Annotated in this window: 19 protein-coding genes and 1 riboswitch; of the genes, 4 read left to right on the forward strand and 15 right to left on the reverse strand. The window is 69.4% G+C overall.

Annotated elements, in window-relative coordinates:
• Nucleotides 1-30 precede the first annotated feature (30 nt).
• A complete protein-coding gene (locus Tharo_RS04375; protein ID WP_107220146.1) occupies nt 31-444 on the reverse strand; it encodes a transcriptional regulator in 414 nt (137 codons plus the stop codon).
• Between the two features lie 270 nt (nt 445-714).
• Between Tharo_RS04375 and Tharo_RS04380 the strand changes: the two genes are divergently transcribed.
• Nucleotides 715-2,547: a sensor domain-containing diguanylate cyclase gene (locus Tharo_RS04380; RefSeq protein ID WP_159051658.1), complete on the forward strand. Its 1,833-nt coding sequence runs from the start codon at nt 715-717 to the stop codon at nt 2,545-2,547.
• 683 nt (nt 2,548-3,230) lie between these two features.
• The gene (locus Tharo_RS17905) at nt 3,231-3,950 is read left to right on the forward strand and encodes a pseudouridine synthase (protein ID WP_245880995.1); all 720 of its coding nucleotides are present in this window, start codon (nt 3,231-3,233) and stop codon (nt 3,948-3,950) included.
• A 70-nt stretch (nt 3,951-4,020) separates the two neighbouring features.
• Here Tharo_RS17905 and Tharo_RS04390 read toward each other — a convergent pair whose 3' ends face one another.
• The 9 genes from Tharo_RS04390 to Tharo_RS04430 form a co-directional block, all read right to left on the reverse strand.
• On the reverse strand, nt 4,021-4,236 hold the full coding sequence (locus Tharo_RS04390; RefSeq protein ID WP_107222303.1) for a hypothetical protein: 216 nt from the start codon (nt 4,234-4,236) through the stop codon (nt 4,021-4,023).
• A 165-nt stretch (nt 4,237-4,401) separates the two neighbouring features.
• A complete protein-coding gene (locus Tharo_RS04395; RefSeq protein ID WP_107220149.1) occupies nt 4,402-5,601 on the reverse strand; it encodes an ABC transporter permease in 1,200 nt (399 codons plus the stop codon).
• 7 nt (nt 5,602-5,608) lie between these two features.
• Nucleotides 5,609-6,817: an ABC transporter permease gene (locus Tharo_RS04400; protein WP_107220150.1), complete on the reverse strand. Its 1,209-nt coding sequence runs from the start codon at nt 6,815-6,817 to the stop codon at nt 5,609-5,611.
• A gap of 43 nt (nt 6,818-6,860) precedes the next feature.
• Nucleotides 6,861-7,553 carry an ABC transporter ATP-binding protein gene (locus Tharo_RS04405; protein WP_107220151.1) on the reverse strand — a complete coding sequence of 231 codons (693 nt, stop codon included), beginning with the start codon at nt 7,551-7,553 and terminating at the stop codon, nt 6,861-6,863.
• A 33-nt stretch (nt 7,554-7,586) separates the two neighbouring features.
• Nucleotides 7,587-8,738, reverse strand: a complete 1,152-nt coding sequence (locus Tharo_RS04410; RefSeq protein WP_107220152.1) for an efflux RND transporter periplasmic adaptor subunit — start codon at nt 8,736-8,738, stop codon at nt 7,587-7,589.
• Between the two features lie 13 nt (nt 8,739-8,751).
• A complete protein-coding gene (locus Tharo_RS04415; RefSeq protein WP_107220153.1) occupies nt 8,752-9,651 on the reverse strand; it encodes a restriction endonuclease in 900 nt (299 codons plus the stop codon).
• A complete protein-coding gene (locus Tharo_RS04420; protein ID WP_107220154.1) occupies nt 9,648-10,067 on the reverse strand; it encodes a HEPN domain-containing protein in 420 nt (139 codons plus the stop codon). Before Tharo_RS04420 ends, Tharo_RS04415 begins: the two co-directional genes overlap by 4 nt.
• Nucleotides 10,051-10,383 carry a nucleotidyltransferase domain-containing protein gene (locus Tharo_RS04425; RefSeq protein ID WP_107220155.1) on the reverse strand — a complete coding sequence of 111 codons (333 nt, stop codon included), beginning with the start codon at nt 10,381-10,383 and terminating at the stop codon, nt 10,051-10,053. Before Tharo_RS04425 ends, Tharo_RS04420 begins: the two co-directional genes overlap by 17 nt.
• Nucleotides 10,384-10,407: 24 nt before the next feature.
• A complete protein-coding gene (locus Tharo_RS04430; RefSeq protein ID WP_107220156.1) occupies nt 10,408-12,144 on the reverse strand; it encodes a glutamine--tRNA ligase/YqeY domain fusion protein in 1,737 nt (578 codons plus the stop codon).
• A gap of 181 nt (nt 12,145-12,325) precedes the next feature.
• Between Tharo_RS04430 and crcB the strand changes: the two genes are divergently transcribed.
• Entirely contained in the window at nt 12,326-12,709 is a 384-nt protein-coding gene (crcB, locus tag Tharo_RS04435) for a fluoride efflux transporter CrcB (protein WP_107220157.1), read from the forward strand.
• Nucleotides 12,710-12,849: 140 nt separating this feature from the next.
• Nucleotides 12,850-13,515: a YiaD family glycine zipper/OmpA-like lipoprotein gene (locus Tharo_RS04440; protein ID WP_107220158.1), complete on the forward strand. Its 666-nt coding sequence runs from the start codon at nt 12,850-12,852 to the stop codon at nt 13,513-13,515.
• 81 nt (nt 13,516-13,596) lie between these two features.
• Here the strand turns inward: Tharo_RS04440 and Tharo_RS04445 are convergent, their stop codons facing one another.
• The 5 genes from Tharo_RS04445 to thiD all read right to left on the reverse strand — a co-directional run bounded on the left by Tharo_RS04445 (nt 13,597) and on the right by thiD (nt 20,624).
• Nucleotides 13,597-16,875, reverse strand: coding sequence for a DEAD/DEAH box helicase (locus Tharo_RS04445; RefSeq protein ID WP_107220159.1), 3,279 nt, complete (start codon nt 16,873-16,875; stop codon nt 13,597-13,599).
• 142 nt (nt 16,876-17,017) lie between these two features.
• The gene (locus tag Tharo_RS04450) at nt 17,018-17,422 is read right to left on the reverse strand and encodes an HI0074 family nucleotidyltransferase substrate-binding subunit (RefSeq protein ID WP_107220160.1); all 405 of its coding nucleotides are present in this window, start codon (nt 17,420-17,422) and stop codon (nt 17,018-17,020) included.
• Complete coding sequence (locus Tharo_RS04455) at nt 17,410-17,700, reverse strand: nucleotidyltransferase family protein (protein ID WP_107220161.1); 291 nt, start codon at nt 17,698-17,700, stop codon at nt 17,410-17,412. The genes Tharo_RS04450 and Tharo_RS04455 overlap by 13 nt, the downstream gene beginning before the upstream one ends.
• A gap of 115 nt (nt 17,701-17,815) precedes the next feature.
• The gene (gene thiC, locus Tharo_RS04460) at nt 17,816-19,735 is read right to left on the reverse strand and encodes a phosphomethylpyrimidine synthase ThiC (protein WP_107220162.1); all 1,920 of its coding nucleotides are present in this window, start codon (nt 19,733-19,735) and stop codon (nt 17,816-17,818) included.
• A 22-nt stretch (nt 19,736-19,757) separates the two neighbouring features.
• Nucleotides 19,758-20,624, reverse strand: coding sequence for a bifunctional hydroxymethylpyrimidine kinase/phosphomethylpyrimidine kinase (gene thiD / locus Tharo_RS04465; protein WP_107220163.1), 867 nt, complete (start codon nt 20,622-20,624; stop codon nt 19,758-19,760).
• Nucleotides 20,617-20,712, reverse strand: a riboswitch (TPP riboswitch). It overlaps the preceding gene by 8 nt.
• Nucleotides 20,713-20,847 lie beyond the last annotated feature (135 nt).

The following is a 20,847-nucleotide window of genomic DNA, read 5'->3' on the forward strand; positions in this document are numbered from 1 at the left end:
AGGCCGGCCACGGCGGCGGCCCGCCCGCGCTCAGCGCGGCGGCTCGGCCGCGCCCTTGTCACCGTAGGCCGCGGCAAAGGCCTCGATGACCTTCTGCACGATGCGGCGCTGTTCGGGCGGCAGGCACAGGAAGGCGTCGAGGCTGGCGCGCTCGGAATAGCTCAGCTGCGCCCAGCGTTCCTGCGCTGCGCGCACCGAGCGTACCGCGTCCTCGCCGAAGCGCAGCACCTGCGGCTCGACTTTCAGCCACTCGGCCAGAACCTGCAGCTTGTCCTGGGCGGGAATGGCTTCCCCGCGCAGCCACCGCCTCACCGCCTGCAAGCTGATCGGCCTGCCCCAGTAGCGGCGATTGAATTCTCGCTCCAGCACGCTCGGGCGCAAGGGCACCCCCTGGGCCTGCATCGCGCTGCATAAGCGGGCGCCAAAACTTTCTTTTTCATTCATGAACAGAACGTGAAGTTTTTGGCATCAGCACTTATTCATTGCGGTTTAAGATCGAGTGAAAAGTTGGTTCATCCGTGCCTGAGTGCACGCGCCCCGCTTCCACCCCCTTGGGTCGTTTTCCGCGTCCTCTTATGCTTCTCGCCGAGGGGGCGCCACCGAAGCCGAGGGCGGCAGGGGACGCGGCCCCTTGCATTATTTCCCCGCCGGCCGCCGGTGGCGTGGTCCGTACCCGGCGCCTCGCAGCCAGTCCCACCCTTTATGGAGCCCGACATGACCCCCCCCGGACCACCCGGCACCGCTCCCGCCGCGGGCATCGCCAGAGTGCCGCTCGCTGCCGCCGGCGCGCTGCTCGCGGGGGCGTACATCGCGGTCGCCCTGGGGGCGGTCCTGCTGTCCCGCGAATCCGGCAAGATGGCGACCCTGTGGTATGCCAATGCAATGGCCATGGTGTTCTTCCAGTTCCGCCCCAGCCGCGACTGGGCGGTGCTGACCGGAGCCCTGGCGGTGGCGGTGGTGACGGTGAATGCGCTCACCGGCAGGGACTTCGGGCTGTCCCTGCTGTTTCTCCTCGGCAATGGCTTCGAGGTTCTGCTCGGCGCGGCCTTGTTGCGGCGCTTCTGCTCGCCGGCGGCGAGTCTGCAGGAGGTTTGCGCACTGCTGAAGGTCCTGCTGCTGGGCGGGGTGGTTCCGCCGTTTTTCGGCGCGCTGATCGCCGCCGCGGCCTTGTCCGCCGATGGGGGGGATGATTTCCTGGCGATCTGGCTGATCTGGTTCGAGGGCAGCGCACTCGGTACGATCGCGCTCCTGCCGCTGGGCATGCTGTTGCTGGTGCGGGGCTGGCACAGCGTGTCGCAGGACGTGTCGCGCCCCGAAGTCGTGCTCGGGCTGATGCTCGTGTCCGTCGTCGCGGGGTGGGCGCCGCAGTGGGTGGAACACCCCTACATCTATGTTTCGACCAGCCTGGTCCTGCTCGCTGTGATCGGCCACATGGCGGGCGCGGCGAGCGCGGCCCTGCTGGTTTCGATCATCGTCGGCGTCCTCACCGCAAAAGGCGCGTTCGGCCCCGTGGCAGAAACCGATGCGTTCGGCGAGGCGCTGTTCTACCTTCCCCTGATCCTCACCCTGGTGCCGCCGGTCCTGCTCGCCGCCAGCCTGGAGCGGACGCGGTACACCCTGCGCCGGCTCGCCGAAAGCGAAGACGACTTCCGCATCCTGTACAACGAAACTCCGGCGATGATGCAGGCCGTCGACCCGCAGGGAAAGCTGGTCAGCGTCAGCGAGGCCTGGTGCCAGCGGCTGGGTTATCGCCGCGAAGAGGTGATCGGCCAGCGTCCGTCCGAATTCATGACTGCGGAGTCGCGGGGGCGGGCGCTCGGCGAAATTTGGCCCCGCCTCCTGCGCGAAGGGCGAATCGATGGTGCCGAGCTGCAGATGTGCACCCGGAGCGGCGCGCCGGTCGACGTCCGGATCTCGGCGATCCGGCAGCGCAGCCTGGATGGAGGCCTGCTGCGGACGCTGGCGGTGTTGACCGACGTCACCGAGGAAAAGCGCCTGGCCGAGCAGATGACCTACCTGGCGCACCATGATGCACTGACCGGCCTGCCCAACCGGATGCGCTTCGAGGGCGCCATCCAGCACGCCTGTGTGCACGGTCATCGCCACCACGACCGCTTTGCCGTCCTCTACATGGACCTCGACCAGTTCAAGCACATCAACGATACCCTGGGGCATGGCGTCGGCGATGAGCTGCTCAAGGCCGTCGCCCAGCGCCTGGACGCGACCTTGCGCGACAGCGACATGGTGTCCCGCCTCGGCGGAGATGAGTTCGTGATGCTGGCGAAAAACCTCTGCAGCCGCGAAGACGCCGGGGCGATCGCGCGCAAGCTCGTCAAGCGTGTGGCGCAACCCGTCCTCGTCGGAGATGTCACGATCAACGTCAGCATCAGCCTGGGCATCGCTGTCTTTCCCGACGACGGCAAGACGCCTGCGGCCTTGATCACGCACGCGGACCAGGCGATGTACCGCGCCAAGCGCAACGGCCGCAACCAGTTCTGCTTCTTTTCCGAGGTTTCACCAGAAGGGGACGCACCCGCGCACGGCTAGCGCGGTGAGGGGCGCGCACCAGCGGCCGAAACCGCTGCGGCCTGCGCAGGGGTTTGGGCGATAATGCCGGCTTCGGGTGCGCTGCCGGTAGCATCGGCGCGATCGCGCCGAGTGCCCGACGGCTCGCCCCCTTTCCCCGCCCCGCTGCGTATGCGGGGCCTCCAGGAACGCTCGTGAACACTGTACGCCGAACGCCTCCCGCGCCCGCGCCGTCGCGCATCCGCGGCACTCTCAAGCTGCGCCCCCGCGCAAGCGAAGAACAACCCGCCACGGGCGAGGACGAGCGCGGCCAGCCGCCCGCAAGTCCGGCGCCGGAGGCGCTGCCTGCGGGACGGGAGCGTCCGCTTCCCGAAGGGAAGGAGCGTGCCCCTCGTAGCCGCGCCGCCGACACGGGCAAAGGCAAGGCGCCCGCGCCTTCGGCGGGCAAGGGCAAGGGCAAGGCGAGGGCGGCCGTGCCTCCGGCGGGCAAGGGTAAGGAGAGCAAGGGTAGGGAGAGGCGCCCGTCCCTCCGGCGGGCAAGGCTCCGGAGCGCCCGCGCCCGGGAGCGCAGCCGGCTTCCCCCGGCGCCGGCTGCGGCGGAGCGCGGGCCGCGCCCTGAGCGCGGGGCACGCGCCGCCGGGCCGGCGCCTTCCCGCCCGCTCCCGGCCGCGCCACCGCTGCCGCTGGCGGCGTCGCCGGACGGCGTGCGCCTGTCCAAGGTGATGGCCGAGCGTGGGATCTGCTCGCGCCGCGAGGCCGATGAGTTCATCGAGCGCGGCTGGGTCTTCGTCGATGGCAAGCGGGTGGCCGAACTGGGCGTGCGGATCGATCCGCAGGCGCGCATCACGCTCGCGCCCGAGGCGACGCGCACCCAGCAGCAGCGCGTCACCATCCTGCTGCACAAGCCGGTGGGCTACGTCTCCGGCCAGCCCGAACCCGGCTATGCCCCGGCGGTGAGCCTGATCGGCGCCGACAACCAGTTCGATCGCGACCGCGCGCAGCGCTTCCACCCCAGCCAGCTGAAAAACCTCGCCCCCGCCGGCCGGCTGGACATCGACTCCACCGGCCTGCTGGTGCTGACCCAGGACGGGCGGATCGCCCGCCAGCTGATCGGCGAGCACTCGGAAGTCGACAAGGAATACCTGGTCCGGGTCGAAGGCGATCTCGCCGCCGACGGCCTCGCGCGGCTCAACCACGGTCTCGAACTCGACGGCCGCAGGCTGCGCCCGGCCAAGGTGGAGTGGGTCAACGACGACCAGCTGCGCTTCGTGCTGCGCGAAGGGCGCAAGCGCCAGATCCGGCGCATGTGCGAGCTGGTCGGGCTGACGGTGGTGGGCCTCAAGCGCGTGCGCATCGGCGGGGTCAAGCTTGGCGACCTGCCGCTGGGCCAGTGGCGCTTCCTGCGCGACGACGAGCAGTTCTGAACGGCGCCCGTCTGTGGTGGCCGTCGCGCCGCTGATGCGGCGTCAGGGGGCGTCGGTCGCGCCCTCGCGTTCAGTGCACGGCGTGCGGCGTGTGGCGGTGGATCAGGGCCTTGAACTCGGGATGCGCTTCGTACAAACCGCTGCGCCGGGCAAAGCAGTGGGCGAGCGGGCAGGCCTGCCCGCGCGGGCAGCCGTGCTCGCAGGCGCATTCGCGGCGGGTTTCATCGAGCAGCACCATTTCGTGGACGACCTCGCAGCGGCCGATCGGGGCGTCGAAGACACTCATGATGATCTCCTTGAGCGGTAACGAAATGCGCTGGATCGTGACCAATGTCACAACCGGCTTCGTTTCAAGTCTAGACTCGGGCAGATTTCTTGCTGCGGGATCGGGGTCGAGCTTGATTGAAATCAATGTTCACCCGGCTCCCGCGCCCTGCGGCGGCGCTCGCGCTCATTCGGCGCGCAATGCCTCCACTGCGTTCAGCCGCGCGGCCCTGCGCGCCGGCAGGACGCCCGCGGCCAGCCCGATCAGCACCGCGAGCAGTTCGGCGACGGCGACGAAATGCCACGGCGTGGCCACCGGCAGTGCCGGCAGCAGCAGCGCGGCGGCCTGCGCCAGGCCGGCGCCGAGCACCAGGCCGAGGGCGCCGCCGGCCGCCGCGAGCACCACCGCCTCGCCCAGGAACAGCACGAGGATGGTGCGCCGGCGTGCGCCGAGGGCGACCAGCAGGCCGATCTCGTTGGTGCGCTCGGACACTGCGATGGTCATGATGGTGACGATCCCGACCGCGCCCACGAGGAGCGAGATCCCGCCCAGTGCGCCGACCGCGGCGGTGAGGATGGCGAGGATGTTCGACAGGGTGGCGAGCATGTCCTCCTGGGTGATCAGGGTGAAGTCCTCGCGCCCGTGGCGCGCGCGCATCAGCGCCCGGACGTCGGCGGCGACGGTGGCCGCGGCCAGCGCCTCGTCGTAGGTGAGGGCGATCTCCATCACCCCGTCGCGCTTGAACAGCGCCAGGCCGCGCGCCACCGGAATGTAGGCGGTGTCGTCGAGGTCGACGCCGAGGAACTGGCCCTTTTCTTCCATGATGCCGATCACGCGGAAGCGCTCGGCGCCGATCTGCACGCGCTCGCCGAGGGCATTGCCGGCGCCGAACAGTTCGCGCTTGAGCTTGGCGCCGAGGACCACGAAGGGGCGGGCATGGGCGTCGTCGTCGGGCGGCAGGAACTGGCCGACGACGACGTGGATGGAATACACCTGCTGCATCTGCGGGCCGACCCCGAGCACCGTGGTGCGGCGCACCCGGCCGCGGGCGCGGACTTCGGCGTTGCCGCTGACCGAGGCGCTGAGGTGGCGTACCCGGGGCAGGCGGGCGAGCGCCGCGGCATCGTCCAGGGTCAGCTCGCGCGCGGTCGAGGGCAGCCCCGGCGGGCCGCCGCGCGCGCCCTGGCGGCCCGGAGTGAGGCTGATGACGTTGGTACCGAACTGGCTGAATTCGGCGAGCACGAAGCGGTGCAGGCCCTCGCCGATCGAAGTCAGCAGGATCACCGCGGCGATCCCGACCGCGATCCCGAGCAGGGTCAGGAAGCTGCGCAGCCGGTGTGCGCTCAGCGCGCGCAGGGCGAGGTGGAGGGCGTCTTGCCAGCGCATCGATGGGTCACCGCCTGGACAAGGCCTGCACCGGATCGAGGCGGGCGGCGCGGCGCGCGGGCAGGGTGCCGAACAGGATGCCGGTGCCGAGCGCGGTGGCGAGCGCGGCGAGCACCGCCCAATCCGGTGGCCACGCGGGCAGCACCGGCCACGCCAGGCGCACGCCCCAGGCGCCGGCGTGGCCGAGGGCGAAGCCGGCGAGCGCACCGGCCAGCGACAGCAGCGCGGCTTCGGTCAGGAAGGCGGCGCGGATCGTCGCCGTGCCCGCGCCGAGCGCTTTCATCAGGCCGATCTCGGTGGTGCGCTGGGTGACGGCGACCAGCATCACGTTCATCACCAGGATCCCGGCCACCGCCAGGCTGATCGCGGCGATGCCCGCCACCGCCAGGGTCAGGGCGCCGAGGATGCGGTCGAAGGTGCCGAGCACCGCGTCCTGGGTGATGACGGTGATGTCGAGCTCGCCTTCGCGGCGGGCGCGCAGCAGCTCCTCGATCTGACCCTGGGCTGCGGGCAGGGCGTCGCGGCTGCGGGCCTCGACGAAGATGCGGAACAGGCCGTTGGTGTCGAACATCGCCTGCGCGGTGGCGACCGGCACCAGGGCCAGCTCGTCGGTCGTCATCCCCAGCCCGCGCCCGGCCGGGGCGAGCACGCCGATCACGCGCAGGCGGTGGTCGCCGATGCGGATCATGCGTCCGAGCGCGCTCTGGTTGCCGAACAGCTCGCGGCGGAGGGTGTCGCCGATCACCGCCACCGCCGAAGCGCGGCCGAAGTCCTCGCGTGGCAGGAAGCTGCCGTGGCGGATGTGCAGGCCGCGCAGGGCGAGGAAGTCGGCGCTGGTGCCCACCACCATCACTTCGCGCAGCCGCCCGGCGGCGGCCACTTCGCTGTTGCCGACCGCGAGCGGCGCCACCCGCTGCACCAGGGGCAGGCGCAGGAGGGCGGCGGCGTCGTCGTTGGTGAGTTCGCGCGGCGTGCTGGTGACGAAGCTGCCGGGATTGACGCCGCCGGTCTCGGTGCGCCCGGGCAGCACGATCAGCAGGTTGGCGCCGAGCGCGGCGAACTCGTTGACGACGTAGCGCCGTGCGCCGTCGCCGAGCGCGGTCAGCACCACCACCGCGGCGACCCCGATCGACATCGCCAGCATCATCAGCGCGGTGCGCAGCGGGTAGGCGGTGGCGGCGCGGGTGGCGAAGCGCAGGGTGTCGGCCGGGCTCATGGGTTGCCTTGGAGCCGGCCGGCGGACGCGCTCGTGCTCGTGCTCACGCGATGTCCTCCGTGCGCAGATCCTGAGCGATGGCGCCGTCCTCCATCAGGATCCGGCGTCGCGCGCGCGCGCCCATCACCGGGTCGTGGGTGACGACGATCAGCGTGGTGCCGGCGGCGTTGAGCGCCTCGAGCAGGGCGGTCACTTCCTGGCCGGTGGCACGGTCGAGATTGCCGGTCGGCTCGTCGGCGAGCAGCATCGCCGGGCGCATGATGGTGGCGCGGGCGATCGCGACGCGCTGGCGCTGGCCGCCGGAGAGCTCTTCGGGGCGGTGGCCGGCGCGCTCTTCGAGGCCGAAGTCGCGCAGTGCCTGCGCCACGCGCGGCGCCCGCGCGGCGGCGGGGACGCCGGCCAGCATCAGCGGCAGGCCGATATTCTCGGCCGCGGTCAGGCGCGGCACGAGATGAAAGCTCTGGAACACGAAACCGATGCGCGCGCGCCGCACCGCCGCCTGCTCGTCGGCCGACAAGGTGGTGACGTCGCGACCTTCGAGGCGGTAATGGCCGCGGTTGGGGCGGTCGAGCAGGCCGAGCAGGTTGAGCAGGGTGGACTTGCCCGAGCCCGACGGCCCCATCACCGCGACGTATTCGCCGGCGTCGATGCGCAGCGAGACCTCGCGCAGGGCGTGCACTTCGCTGTCGCCGAGCTGGAAGCTGCGGTCGATGCCGTCGAGTTCGATCTGGGCCATGAGGTTTTCCGCAGCGCGCCGGCGCGTCCGGGTTCAGGGCTTCGCCGGGTCCTGCCGCACCGTCACCGCGGCCCCCGCGGCCACGCCTTCGCGCTCCAGCGAGGTGACGATGCGTTCGCCAGCGGCGAGGCCTTCGAGCACCTCGGTGTATTCCCAGTTGGCGATGCCGGTCTTGAGGCGGCGTTCGGCGAGGACGCCGCCCTCCGCGACCAGCACGGTGCCGCCTTCGCGCAGCGCGGCGGTGGGGATGCGCAAGGTGTCGGTGCGGGTGGCGAGGACGATCTCGACGTCGGTGCTGTAGCCGACCAGCAGGCCGCGCGCTGCGGCCGGGTCGGCGAAGTCCACATCCACCGCGACCGTGCGCGCCTGCTTTTCCACCGCGGTGATGTAGGGCGCGACCCGCCGCACGCGGCCTTCGAAGACCTTGCCGGGGATCGCCTCGAGGGTGATCCGCACCGGCAGGCCGGGTTCGATCCGGGGCGCGTCGATCTCGTCCATCGGCGCCTTCACGTACAGGCAGGCGTCGTCGATGAGGTCGATCGCCGGCGGCGTCGGCACGCCCGGCGGGGAGGGAATCGAGATCTCGCCCAGCTCGCCGGAAATCTGCGCCACCGTGCCGGCGAAGGGTGCGACCAGCACCAGGCGCTGGCGCTCGGTGGTGGTGGCGGCGAGCTGCGCCGTGGCGGTGTCGGTGTCGGCGCGCGCGGTGTCGCAGGCGGTGCGGCGCGCGCGCGCCTCGGTGCGGGCCTTTTCCTCGGCGCTGGCGGAAACGAAGCCGCGTCCGGCCAGCGCCGTCTGGCGCGCCGCTTCGCGCTCGGCGTTGTCGGCCACGGTGCACGCTTCCCGTACGCGCTGCTGCGCGGTGGCGAGCTGCGCCCGGTTCACCGCCAGGCGGGCGTCGAGATCGCCATGCCACAGCCGCATCAGCACCTGCCCGGCCTCGACCCGGTCGCCTTCCCTGACTCCCAGCCATTCGATCCGCCCGCCGGCGATGGTCGCCATCTTCGCCCGCTGGCAGGCCTCGATCTCGCCCGCCCGGGTATTGGTCAGCGTCGCCTCGACCGTCCCGCGCGCGACTTCGTGCACCACCACTTCGACCGCCTTCGGCCGGGCAAACCACCAGATGCCGGTGGCGATCAGTCCGGCAAGCAGCGCGAGAAGGAGAATGCGACGCAGGGTCTTCATCACGAGGATGAGCTCAAAGATCGTCGAAGAAGTCGCTGTCCAGACGCTTCAGCTCGATCCTGCGCTTGAGCGAGACGCCGACGTTATGCTCGACCGCGAGTCGGGCAAGCTCTTCGCCATCGATCAGAACCAGTCGCAAGTGCGGTAACTCGACTGCGCGCCTCGCATCCTGGGTGAATCGACTGGTCGTCACGAAGACCCCACGATTTGCACCGTGCTTTGCCAGCGCACCGAGGAATCCGTTGATGTCCGGGCCGCCTACCGGGGCGTCCGCCCAACGTTTTGCCTGCAGATAGATCCGGTCGAGCTTGAGACGATCCTCGTAGATCACGCCGTCGATGCCTCCGTCGCCGGAGCGCCCGGTCACTTCGCCGACGCCGTAACCCATCGCGGCGAGAAGGCGCACGACGAAGCGCTCGAAGCTCGCTGGGTTGATCGATCGAAGCTGGGTGAGGACTTCCTGCTCCAGTGCTTCCTGGATTTCCGCCAGGGTTTCGTCGATCTGCTCTTCGGGAGTCAAGGTTTCGTCGGGTTCGGCCCCGAGGGAGATTCCTGGTGCATCGGGATCGGGAGAGGCGACGGCTTTCCAGCTGCCCATGCCGCGAGTCTCGAAATACTTCCGATCGAGCTGGAAGGGCAGGTCAGGTAGGGCTGCGCAGCCTTTTTCCGAGATCCGGAACAGTCCACGGCCACAGCTTTCGATGAGTCCGGTCTTGTTGAGGCCGCTCTTTGCCCAGCCAACCCTGTTCAAATATCTGGAGTGTCCGCTGGGAAGGATTTCTGCGAGGTCCTCGTCGGTCAGCGCCAGCCGTTCCGCAAGCTCTTGCGATGCTTCGCGCAGATTGCGCGCACGCCCATCGGCGATCAGGTCGAGCAGGGGGCGCATCAGTTCGTGGTACTTGGGAACACTCATGGCGACTCCGCTTCAGGTTTGCTTACGCCCGTCAGTACGGCTTCACTCCACTCGAGTACTGCGATGATTTCTGTCTGTGTGAGCGCTCGATCGAGGGTAAAGCTCTGGTCCAGTTCGCTGTCGTATCGGGCTGCAACACCGAAGGGAGTCAGCCTTTCGAGGAGGGTGCTCTGCTTCGGCGGCTGGATTCCATTCTGCCGGAGCAGGGCGAGAAGCATCGCGATGTTGTGCGTTCTTGGGAATACGACATTGGCGCTGGCGAGAACGGCCTTGAGGGCCTTCTCGGCGGCTTGCTGGGCGTGGAATCCGATGACCCAGTCCGGTGCGGCATGGTCGGGCACGAGTTGAACAACCACGTAGGCATCGTCGCGGGCCCTGTGCAGTAGCCCGAGCGCGAACTCAGCGGGGGAACTCATGGATCCGGCCCTCGTGAACGGCCCGCCAGGCGAGCGTGTTCGGTTGAGCGCGTTCCTGCTCGAACGCTTCGTCGCTCATCACGACCACATCGGCAGGAATCAATTGGCGGCCGAGCAAGGCACCGAGGCGGGCCATTTCATCGAAGCGGTTGCGTACTTCGGGCTCGATGACGAGGAGATCGAGATCGCTGTCTGCGCGGGCGTCTCCGCGCGCTTGCGAGCCGAACACGATCACCCGGCTGCCCGGAGGCAGACGGCCGCGCAGGCAGGCGAGCGAGGCAGCGATCGGGTCGGTTGTACGGTCGGCACTGGCCATGCTCGCTCTCCTGTCAGCGCGGTGTCACTTCCCGCCCTTCGCCCACGAATCCTTCAGCGTCACGGTGCGGTTGAACACCGGAGCGCCGGGGCGGGAGTCGGCGCGGTCGGCGACGAAGTAGCCGTGGCGTTCGAACTGGAAGCGATCTTCCGGCCGGGCGTCCTTCAGCGCCGGTTCGAGGTAGGCGGTGATCACGCGCTTGCTGTCCGGGTTGAGGTCGTCGATGAAGTCGCGCTCGGCGTCCGGGGCGTCGCCCTCGCGGCGCTGGCCGGGGTGGGGGTGGGCGAAGAGGCGGTCGTAGAGGCGCACTTCGGCCTGGTAGCCGTGCGCGGCCGAGACCCAGTGCAGGTTGCCCTTGACCTTGTAGTTGTCGGCGCCGGGAGTGCCGGATTTGGAGTCGGGCAGGTATTCGGCGAGCACCGCGGTGATGTTGCCGGCGGCATCCTTCTCGCAGCCGGTGCACTTGACCACGAAGCCGTAGCGCAGCCGCACCATGTTGCCCGGGTAGAGGCGGTGGAAGCCCTTGACCGGCTCTTCCATGAAATCCTCGCGCTCGATCCACAGCTCGCGCGTGAACGGCATGTCGCGCTTGCCCAGTTCGGGCTTGAGCGGGTGGTTGGGCGCCTGGCACAGTTCGGACTGCCCTTCCGGGTAGTTGGTGAGGACGAGCTTGAGCGGATCGAGCACGGCGACGCGGCGCTCGGCGGCCTCGTTGAGGTCGTCGCGCATGCATTCTTCGAGCACGCTCATGTCGATCCACGAATCCGCCTTGGAGACGCCGATGCGCTCGGCGAAGCGGCGGAAACCCGCCGGGGTGAAGCCGCGCCGGCGTGCGCCGGCGAGGGTCGGCAGGCGCGGGTCGTCCCAGCCGTCGACGTGGCCGTCGTTGACCAGCTGGATCAGTTTGCGCTTGGAGAGCACGACGTAGGTGAGGTTGAGCCGGGCGAACTCGATCTGCTGCGGCAGCGGGCGCGGGAAGCGGCCGGCGCTGGCGAGCGCATCGAGCAGCCAGTCGTAGAACGGGCGCTGGTCCTCGAACTCGAGCGTGCAGATGGAATGGGTGATGTTCTCGATCGCGTCCTCGATCGGGTGGGCGAAGGTGTACATCGGGTAGATGTGCCAGGCGTCGCCGGTGCGGTGGTGGGCGGCGTGGCGGATGCGGTAGATCGCCGGGTCGCGCAGGTTGATGTTGGCGCTCGCCATGTCGATCTTCGCGCGCAGCACGTGGCTGCCCTCGGCGAACTCGCCGGCGCGCATGCGCGCGAAGATGTCGAGGTTTTCGGCCACGCTGCGGTTGCGGTACGGGCTGTCCCTGCCCGGCTCGGTGAGGGTGCCGCGGGTGGCGCGCATCTCTTCGGCCGACTGCGAATCGACATAGGCCTTGCCGGCCTCGATCAGGCTCTGCGCGCAGGCGTACATGGTGTCGAAGTAGTCGGAGGCGAAGTACAGATGCGCCCCCCACTCGAAGCCGAGCCAGTGCACCGCCTCGATGATGGCGTCGACGTATTCCTGCTCTTCCTTCTCCGGGTTGGTGTCGTCGAAGCGCAGGTGGCAGACGCCGCCGTAGGCCTGGGCGAGGCCGAAGTTCAGGCAGATCGACTTGGCGTGGCCGTAGTGCAGGTAGCCGTTGGGCTCGGGCGGGAAGCGCGTCTCGACGCGGCCGCCCCACTTGCCCGAGCGATTGTCCTCGTCGATGAGGTTGCGGATGAAGTTGGAGGCGACGGCAGGGGCGTCGGCGGAAGGAGTCTTTGCGGGTTTCATCGGAAGGTGGCGTGCGGGATGACGGCCGGGCGGGCCTGGATGCGGATCGGCCCGATTGTAGCCGATCCGCCGGGCGTAACCCGGCCGCCGCCGCCGGGGGTGGGTAGAATCGGGGGCATTGCCATTTTCAGCGGGATACGGACATGCGCGGCGCGGGCGTTGCTACGGCGGAGGCGGGGCGGTGAGCGGGGCGGCGTTCGCCGCGGTCGGATTGGGCGCGGCCTGCGGTGCCTGGCTGCGCTGGGGGCTGGGGGTGTGGCTCAATCCGGTCTTCGCCCTGGTGCCGCTCGGCACGCTGGCGGCGAATCTGGTGGGCGGGCTGCTGATGGGCTTCGCCCTGGGGGCGGTGCAGGCGTGGCCAACGATGACGCCGGCGCTGAAGCTGCTGCTGACGACCGGCCTGCTCGGCGGGTTGACGACTTTTTCGACCTTCTCCGCGGAAGCCTTTCACCTGCTCCAGCGCGGCGCCCTGGGCTGGTTCGGCCTCCATCTGCTGATCCACGTTGCCGGTTCGGTGCTGATGACCTGGGTGGGATACGCCCTGTTCCACGCCCTGCGCGGCTGAGCGCGGCCGCGTCCGGGGCGGCGCCGCCGTCCGCCGTTGTCATGTCCTCGTTGTCATGTCCTGTTGCACTCCGGTGGGCTAGAGTGGAAGCGCCACCCGGCGATAATTCCCGAACCCGCAATCCAACGGAGGCAAACAACATGAACAAGCTCGTCCTTTCCCTTTCCGCCCTCACGCTGGCGATCGGTGGCCTGTCCGGCTGCGCCAACATGAGCGAGACCCAGCGCGACACCGGCATCGGTGCGGGGATCGGCGCGGTGACCGGGGCGATCATCGGCCGCGCCACCGCCGGCGGCGACAAGTCCAAGAGCACCGCGACCGGCGCCGCGGTCGGTGCCGCGATCGGCGCTGCGGGCGGCTATCTGTGGTCGCAGCGCATGCAGGAGCAGAAGGCGGCGATGGAGCAGGCGACCGCCGGCACCGGCGTTGGCGTCAGCCAGACCGCCGACAACCAGCTCAAGGTCGATATCCCCAGCGACATTTCCTTCGATACCGGGCGCTACGACATCAAGCCCAACATGCGCCCGGTGCTCGACCGCCTCGCCAGCAGCCTGAACCAGCACCCGGTGACCACGGTGACGATCATCGGCCACACCGACAGCACCGGCTCGGATGCGATCAACGACCCACTGTCGGTCAATCGCGCCGCCGCGACCCGCGACTATCTGGTGATGCGCGGGGTGGCGTCGCAGCGCATCGCGATCGACGGCCGCGGCTCGCGCCAGCCGATCGCCGACAACGCCACCGCCAGCGGCCGGGCGATGAACCGGCGGGTGGAAATCTTCATCGCCGAACCGGCGCGCTGAAAATCGCGCCCGTCGCAACGACGCCCGGCCCGGCCTCGCCTGGCCGGGCGTTTGTGTGTCTGCGCGCTTCGCCGGCCGCGATCAGCGCGCGGGGGCGGGCAGCGGCGCGAGCAGGGCGGAGATGTCGGCCTCGCCGAATTTCGCCAGCGCGTTCGCATCTTCGGACAGCACCCCTTCGGCCAGCGCGGCTTTCTTTTCCTGCAGGGCGAGGATCTTCTCCTCGATGCTGCCGGCGCAGATCAGCTTGAACACGAACACCGGCTTGTCCTGGCCGATGCGGTGGGCGCGGTCGGTGGCCTGGTTCTCGGCCGCGGGGTTCCACCACGGGTCGTAGTGGATCACGGTGTCGGCGGCGGTCAGATTCAGCCCCACGCCGCCCGCCTTCAGGCTGATCAGGAACACCGGCACGCGCCCTTTCTGGAAGTCTTCGACCGGCACGCGGCGGTCGCGGGTGTCGCCGGTGAGCGCCACCCAGCCGATCTTCGCCTTGTCCAGCTCGGCCGCGATCAGCCCGAGCATGGTGGTGAACTGCGAGAACAGCAGGATGCGCCGGCCCTCGGCGATCAGCTCGGGGAGCATGTCCATCAGCAGGTCGAGCTTGGCGCGTTCCTTCACCCGGGCGGCGGCGGGCGACTTCAGCAGGCGCGGGTCGCAGCACACCTGGCGCAGCTTGAGGAGCGCGTCGAGGATCACGATCTGGCTGCGGGCGAAGCCCTTGCCGGCGATTTCGGCGCGCACCTTCTCGTCCATCGCTGCGCGCACCGCCTCGTAGAGGTCGCGCTGGCCGCCTCCCAGGTCGACGCTGCGCACGATCACGGTTTTCGGCGGCAGCTCGGTAGCGACGTCTTCCTTGCGCCGGCGCAGGATGAAAGGCTTGAGGCGGGCGGCGAGGAGGTCGCGGCGCACGGTGTCGCCGTGTTTTTCGATCGGCGTGCGCCAGGTCGCGGTGAACTGCTTGTGGCTGCCGAGAAAGCCCGGCAGCAGGAAGTCGAACTGCGCCCATAGCTCGCCGAGGTGGTTTTCCAGCGGCGTGCCAGTGAGGCCGAGGCGGTGGCGGGCCTTCAACTGGCGGATCACCTGCGCGCCCTTGCTGGCGGCGTTCTTCACCGTCTGCGCCTCGTCCAGGATCAGCAGGCTCCATTCGCGCGCCTGCAAGGCTTCGGTATCGCGCCACAGCAGCGGATAGGTGGTGAGCGCCACATCCACGCCGTCGAGCTCTCCGAAGCGGGCGTGGCGGTCGGCGCCGTGCAGGTTGAGCACGTTGAGCGCGGGTGCGAAGCGTTCGGCTTCGGCCTGCCAGTTGAACACCAGCGAGGTGGGGAGGATCACCAGCGCCGGCTGCTCGAGGCGGCCGGCGTGTTTTTCGGTGAGCAGGTGAGCGAGGGTCTGCGCGGTCTTGCCCAGGCCCATGTCGTCGGCGAGGATGCCGGCGAGATCGTAGCGCACGAGGTGCTGCAGCCAGGCCAGGCCTTCGAGCTGGTAGGGGCGCAGTTCGGCACGAAAGCCCGCGGGCGCGGGGACGGCGGCAATGCCCTCGGCCGCACGCAGGCGGGCGGCGAGGCCGGCGACGAGCTCGCCGCCGCGGCCGGGCAGATCGAGCTCGGCGAGGCGGACGGCATCGAGCCGGGACAGGCGCCAGTCGCCGTCGGGGCGGTCGAACAGGTCGACCAGCGCCCGCACCAGCGGCTTCAGCCGGCCGGCGCTGATGCGCAGACGGCCGAGCGCAGGGTCTTCCAGGATCAGGGCTTCGTGGTCGTCGATGTCGTCGAGGCGGCCGGACAGCCAGCGCGGGTCTTCGGCGAACAGGCCGGCGAGCAGCGGGGCGAGCGGCAGGCTGCGGCCGTCGATCTCGATCCCGGGCGACAGGCCGAGCCAGCCGTCCTCGCCTTCGTCGACGTCGAGGATCAGGGCGTCGATGTCGATCGCGTGGTGGCGGAAATCGACCGGCAGCTCGATGTCCCAGCCCTCGGCACGCAGGGCGGGGAGGGTGTCGGCCATGAACGCCGGCCAGGCGGCTTCGTTCGCCAGGCCGAGGGCGTCGGCCGGCAGGCTGCCGCAGGTGACCTGCACGGCGCCGGGCGGGATGCGGGTGAAGCCGGCGGCGGCGAGTTTCTGGGTGGCGCCGCGTTCGGCGGCTTCGTCGCGCGCGAGGCGGGCGCTGCGGCCGTCGGGCAGCGGGTGGAAGGTGCGCGCGTCGTGGGCGTCGACGGTCAGCGGGCCGTAACGGAAGGCGAGCGTGGCGAAGTCGAAGAGGTAGGTGCCGTAGGGCGCGTAATTGCGGAAGCGGGCGTGATCGACCGGCCGGGTGGCGAGGCGCAGCAGTGGCACCGGAGTCCCGCCCAGTTCGACCGGCGGTTCGCCGCGCAAGGTGGGGGCGGGCAGCGCGGGAGCGACTTCGGCCAGGGTGTCGGCGACGAGTTCGGCTTCGGACTGGGTCAGCGGAGGCAGCCACAGCAGGCGATGGACCAACTCGGCGGGGACGTCGAGGGCGACCGGCCCGGCCTGTGCGGCGGCAGAGTCGACGTACCACGGCGGCAGCAGCGGCAGCACGAGCCCGGCCGGCGGGTCGACGCACACCGTGGGCGCGCGCAGGCCGTCTTCGGTGAGGCGCCAGTCCGCCCGCCCGGGACGGGGGCCGCCGGCCTCCAGCGCCGGCGTGTCGAGGGTGGGGAAGTGGAGCCGGCCGCTGTCGAGCAGCCGGCTCATCAGGGCTTCGCTGTTGCGCCCTTCGAGCGGCAGGCTGGTGGGGTGGGTGCGTCCGCGCGGGCGGTGGGCCCACAGCAGGCGCAGGATTTCGAGATCGGTCTCATCGACGAAAGCGGGCGGCGCCTGCAGGGCGCGTTCGATGTTGCTCCAGCTTTCCCGGTGGCGGATGTGCCCGCCCTGGTCGAGGCGGACCTTGTGGCAGCTGAGCAGGTAGTCTCTGCCGTAGGCCTGCGGTTCGATCAGGTAACGCAGCGCGTGCGCGCCGGGGCCGGTCTTGCGCTTCGGCCGGGCGCCGGGCGCCAGTGCCGCGGCGGCATGGCGGAAGCCTTCCACCCACGCCATCACCTGCTCGCGCGGACGGTCGGGGCGGCGGCGCTGGTGCAGCCACATCAGCATCATTGCCGCGACGTGCTTGCAGTCGTAGCCCATCGGACAGGTGCATTCGCTGTGCAGCAGGCGGCGGCCGCCCTGCTCGCGGATTTCGGCGAAAACGTCGTAGGGCGTGCGCTGGCGGCCCTTCACCAGGGCCGACACTGTTTCGCCGTCGCTCGACAGGGTGCTGACCCGGCTGAGATAGCCGAGGCCTTTGGCGACGGTCGGGTAGCCGAGCGCGGTGATCAGGTCGTCCTGGGTGAAAACTTCGAGTGGATTCATCGGCGAAGAGGATGCCCGGGGCGGGCGCGAGCGGGGAACCCGTCAGTCTACACGTCGGACGGTAAGGCGTGCTCGCGCAGCGCCGTAAAACCCGGAGTCCGGGGCTTGCAGGATCGAATGCGCCGGTGAATGCCGGTCGCGGCTACTCGGAGGAAGTGTGCAGTGACTCGAGCGCGGCCAGCCAGCGGGCCAGAACGGCCTCGTGCGCAGCGAGCCGGCTGAAGATCGCAATTGCGAGTTCTTCGTTGTAGGTGTGCGAGCTCAGGTTGCGATCGTCGATCATGTCCATTGCGGCGCGTGCGTCGATTTCGGCAAACAGCCCGTTCTGGGCGCATGCACGCACCACTGGCTTCGGACTCGCGAGCTCGAGGCCGAAATATTCGGCGAGCACGGCGCGGGCGGCTTTCCAGCAGGCTTCGACGGTGTATTCGAAACGCTGGATTGCTGTGTCGCGTTCGATCAAGGACGGAGTCGGCAGATGTGCGAGCTCGTCCAGTGAGTTGAGGGCGCGGCGGGCGAGGGCGAGACGATGCGTCAGTCGTTCCATGCGATGCCTTCTTCCTTGATCACGTTACGCAAGGCAGGCGATGCCGCGGAAAGATCGACCAAGTCGACATCGAGCAGCAGGCTCGATTCCGCCAGCATTTCGCGCAGCTCGGCGAGGAGTCCGGGCGGTAAGCGGCGCAGCGGTTCGACGGCGATGTCGATGTCCGACCAGCGCCGTGCATCACCGCGTGCGCGCGAGCCGAACAGCCACAGCTTCGCGGCCTCGGGTGGGAGGCTGCAGCGGATGAGCTTGTGGGCGGCGGAGACGTCGGGGTTCATGGCGGCAGGCTCGGTGGCACATGCGACGGATTCGATGTTACGCGTGCCTGGCGCATTACAAAAGCCGACGGGCCGCATGTGCGGCCCGTCGATGCTCGAGCAGTGGCGTGCGCCATCACACGTTGCGATACACCTCGGCGCCGCTCTCGACGAACTCCACCGCCTTCACTTCCATGCCTTTCTGCAGCGCCTCGGTTTCGCCGATGCCCTGGGCGGCGGCGAAGTCGCGCACGTCCTGGGTGATCTTCATCGAGCAGAAGTGCGGCCCGCACATCGAGCAGAAGTGGGCGACCTTGGCCGAGTCCTTGGGCAGGGTCTCGTCGTGGAAGTCCTTCGCCTTGTCCGGGTCGAGGCCGAGGTTGAACTGGTCTTCCCAGCGGAACTCGAAGCGCGCCTTGCTCAATGCGTTGTCGCGGATCTGCGCGCCCGGGTGGCCCTTGGCGAGGTCGGCGGCGTGGGCGGCGAGCTTGTAGGTGATGATCCCTTCCTTGACGTCCTGCTTGTTGGGCAGGCCGAGGTGCTCCTTGGGGGTCACGTAGCACAGCATCGCGGTGCCGTACCAGCCGATGGTGGCTGCGCCGATGCCGCTGGTGATGTGGTCGTAGCCGGGGGCGATGTCGGTGGTCAGCGGCCCGAGGGTGTAGAACGGGGCCTCCTTGCAGTGCTCGAGCTGCAGGTCCATGTTCTCCTTGATGAGCTGCAGCGGCACGTGGCCGGGGCCTTCGATGATGGTCTGCACGTCGTGCTTCCAGGCGATGGCGGTGAGCTCGCCGAGGGTCTTCAGCTCGCCGAGCTGGGCCTCGTCGTTGGCGTCGTAGATCGAGCCCGGGCGCAGGCCGTCGCCGAGGCTGAAGGCCACGTCGTAGGCCTTCATGATCTCGCAGATGTCTTCGAAGTGGGTGTAGAGGAAGCTCTCCTTGTGATGCGCGAGACACCACTTGGCCATGATCGAGCCGCCGCGCGAGACGATGCCGGTCATGCGGTTGGCGGTCAGCGGCACGTAGCGCAGGAGCACGCCGGCGTGGATGGTGAAGTAGTCCACGCCCTGCTCGGCCTGCTCGATCAGGGTGTCGCGGAAGATCTCCCAGGTGAGGTCCTCGGCCTTGCCGTTCACCTTTTCCAGGGCCTGGTAGATCGGCACCGTGCCGATCGGCACCGGCGAGTTGCGGATGATCCACTCGCGGGTCTCGTGGATGTTCTTGCCGGTGGACAGGTCCATCACCGTGTCACCACCCCAGCGGATCGACCAGGTCATCTTGTCGACCTCCTCGGCGATGCTGGAGGTGACCGCCGAGTTGCCGATGTTGGCGTTGATCTTGGTGAGGAAGTTGCGGCCGATGATCATCGGCTCGCTTTCCGGGTGGTTGATGTTGTTCGGGATGATGGCGCGGCCGCGGGCGACCTCGGAGCGTACGAACTCGGGCGTGATCATCGCCGGCAGGCTGGCGCCGAAGCTCTGGCCCGGGTGCTGGCGCAGCATCATGTCGGCCATCTTCCGGCCCTTGAGGCCGCCGCTGGCGCGCAGCGAGGCGATGTACTGCTCGCGGTTGAGGTTCTCGCGGATGGCGACGAACTCCATCTCGGGAGTGATGATGCCGCGGCGGGCGTAGTGCATCTGCGTGACATTCGCTCCGGCCCTGGCGCGGCGCGGCTTGCGGTGCAGGCCGGGGAAGCGCAGCTCGTCCAGGGCCTCGTCGGCGGCGCGCTGGCGGCCGAATTCCGACGACAGGCCGGAGAGCACCTCGGTGTCGCCGCGTTCCTCGATCCACTGCTGGCGCAACGCGGGCAGGCCGGAGCGGATGTCGATCCTGGCTTGCGGGTCGGAATAGGGGCCGGAACAGTCGTAGACGAAGATTGGCGGGTTCTGCTCGGCGCCGAAGGAGGCCGGGGTGTCGGACTGCGCGATCTCGCGCATCGGCACGCGGATGTCGGGGCGGCTGCCCTCGACGTAGATCTTGCGCGAGTTGGGCAGCGGCGCGATCGCGGCGGCGTCCACGTGGGCGGTGGCGGCGATGAATTTGTCGTTGGCGTTCATGTGCTCTCCTTCGGGGGTTCTTTTATCTGCGCCATAGCGCATGAAAATGATGGACGGGGCCGTGGCCGCGGCCGACCGTCAGTTCGCCGGCGTGGGCGATCGCACCGAGCAGCCACTGGCGCGCGTGGCGCACCGCGGCTTCGACCGGGCGCAGGCCGCCGGCGGTCTGCGGCAGCAGCGCGGCGACTGCCGAACTCAGCGTGCAGCCGGTGCCGTGGGTGTTCCGGGTGTCGATGCGCGGCGCCGGCAGCTCGACCATGCGGTCGCCGTCGAACAGCAGGTCGACCAGCTCGCTGCCGGGCAGGTGGCCGCCCTTCAACAGCACCCAGCGCTCGGAAGACAGCGGCAGCAGGGCGCGCAGGCGCTCGGCGGCGCGGTACATCTCCTTTACCGATTCGGGCGCGCGCTGCTCGAGCAGCACGCCGGCCTCGGGCAGGTTGGGAGTAATCATGAAGGCCTGGGGAAAGAGCGCCTCGCGCATCATCGCGAGCGCGCTTTTCGCCAGCAGGCTGTCGCCGCTCTTGGCCACCATCACCGGGTCGAGGACGACGTTGGCCGCCTGCCAGTGGGCGAGGCGGTCGGCGACGGTGGCGGTGACTTCGGCGCTGCCGAGCATGCCGATCTTGGTCGCGGCCAGCGCCACGTCGGCGAACAGGGTGTCGATCTGCAGGCGCAGGAAGTCGGTCGGCGGCACGTGCACGCCGGCCACGGCGCGGGTGTTCTGCGCGGTGAGGGCGGCGATCACGCCGCAGCCGTAGGCGCCGAGGGCGGAGAAGGTCTTCAGGTCGGCGAACACGCCGGCGCCGCCGCCGGGATCGACGCCGGCGATCGAGACCACGTTCGGGATGCGCCCGGCGGGGGCGGAAGCGGAGGCTGCGGAAGTATTCATCACGACGTTTCCCTACGCCGGTCCGAGCCGGATCAGGTTCCAAGGGTGTTTCTCAGCCCGTGCGGCGCGGGCACCCCCAACGAGACCGCTGAAGATACTTCATGCACCCCGTGCTCGCAAGGCATCGCCGTGAACTCCGCCGATCGCAGTGCAGCATCTGCGCTAGAATGACGCGGTTTTGCCATTCCGGATGACGCTATAAATTAGCGTGTGCTAATATTGC

The organism is Thauera aromatica K172 (assembly GCF_003030465.1).
Lineage (GTDB): Bacteria > Pseudomonadota > Gammaproteobacteria > Burkholderiales > Rhodocyclaceae > Thauera > Thauera aromatica.

Excerpts from the sequence above, each read along its gene's own strand:
- Tharo_RS04445 (WP_107220159.1), bottom strand. The coding sequence starts at position 16,875 with ATGAATCCACTCGAAGTTTTCACCCAGGACGACCTGATCACCGCGCTC.
- Tharo_RS04375 (WP_107220146.1), bottom strand. The coding sequence starts at position 444 with ATGAATGAAAAAGAAAGTTTTGGCGCCCGCTTATGCAGCGCGATGCAG.
- Tharo_RS04380 (WP_159051658.1), top strand. The coding sequence starts at position 715 with ATGACCCCCCCCGGACCACCCGGCACCGCTCCCGCCGCGGGCATCGCC.
- Tharo_RS04430 (WP_107220156.1), bottom strand. The coding sequence starts at position 12,144 with ATGAAACCCGCAAAGACTCCTTCCGCCGACGCCCCTGCCGTCGCCTCC.
- Tharo_RS04405 (WP_107220151.1), bottom strand. The coding sequence starts at position 7,553 with ATGGCCCAGATCGAACTCGACGGCATCGACCGCAGCTTCCAGCTCGGC.
- Tharo_RS04395 (WP_107220149.1), bottom strand. The coding sequence starts at position 5,601 with ATGCGCTGGCAAGACGCCCTCCACCTCGCCCTGCGCGCGCTGAGCGCA.
- thiD (WP_107220163.1), bottom strand. The coding sequence starts at position 20,624 with ATGAATACTTCCGCAGCCTCCGCTTCCGCCCCCGCCGGGCGCATCCCG.
- Tharo_RS04415 (WP_107220153.1), bottom strand. The coding sequence starts at position 9,651 with ATGAGTGTTCCCAAGTACCACGAACTGATGCGCCCCCTGCTCGACCTG.
- Tharo_RS04410 (WP_107220152.1), bottom strand. The coding sequence starts at position 8,738 with ATGAAGACCCTGCGTCGCATTCTCCTTCTCGCGCTGCTTGCCGGACTG.
- Tharo_RS04400 (WP_107220150.1), bottom strand. The coding sequence starts at position 6,817 with ATGAGCCCGGCCGACACCCTGCGCTTCGCCACCCGCGCCGCCACCGCC.
- Tharo_RS04450 (WP_107220160.1), bottom strand. The coding sequence starts at position 17,422 with ATGGAACGACTGACGCATCGTCTCGCCCTCGCCCGCCGCGCCCTCAAC.
- Tharo_RS04390 (WP_107222303.1), bottom strand. The coding sequence starts at position 4,236 with ATGAGTGTCTTCGACGCCCCGATCGGCCGCTGCGAGGTCGTCCACGAA.
- Tharo_RS04455 (WP_107220161.1), bottom strand. The coding sequence starts at position 17,700 with ATGAACCCCGACGTCTCCGCCGCCCACAAGCTCATCCGCTGCAGCCTC.
- Tharo_RS04440 (WP_107220158.1), top strand. The coding sequence starts at position 12,850 with ATGAACAAGCTCGTCCTTTCCCTTTCCGCCCTCACGCTGGCGATCGGT.
- thiC (WP_107220162.1), bottom strand. The coding sequence starts at position 19,735 with ATGAACGCCAACGACAAATTCATCGCCGCCACCGCCCACGTGGACGCC.
- Tharo_RS04420 (WP_107220154.1), bottom strand. The coding sequence starts at position 10,067 with ATGAGTTCCCCCGCTGAGTTCGCGCTCGGGCTACTGCACAGGGCCCGC.
- Tharo_RS04425 (WP_107220155.1), bottom strand. The coding sequence starts at position 10,383 with ATGGCCAGTGCCGACCGTACAACCGACCCGATCGCTGCCTCGCTCGCC.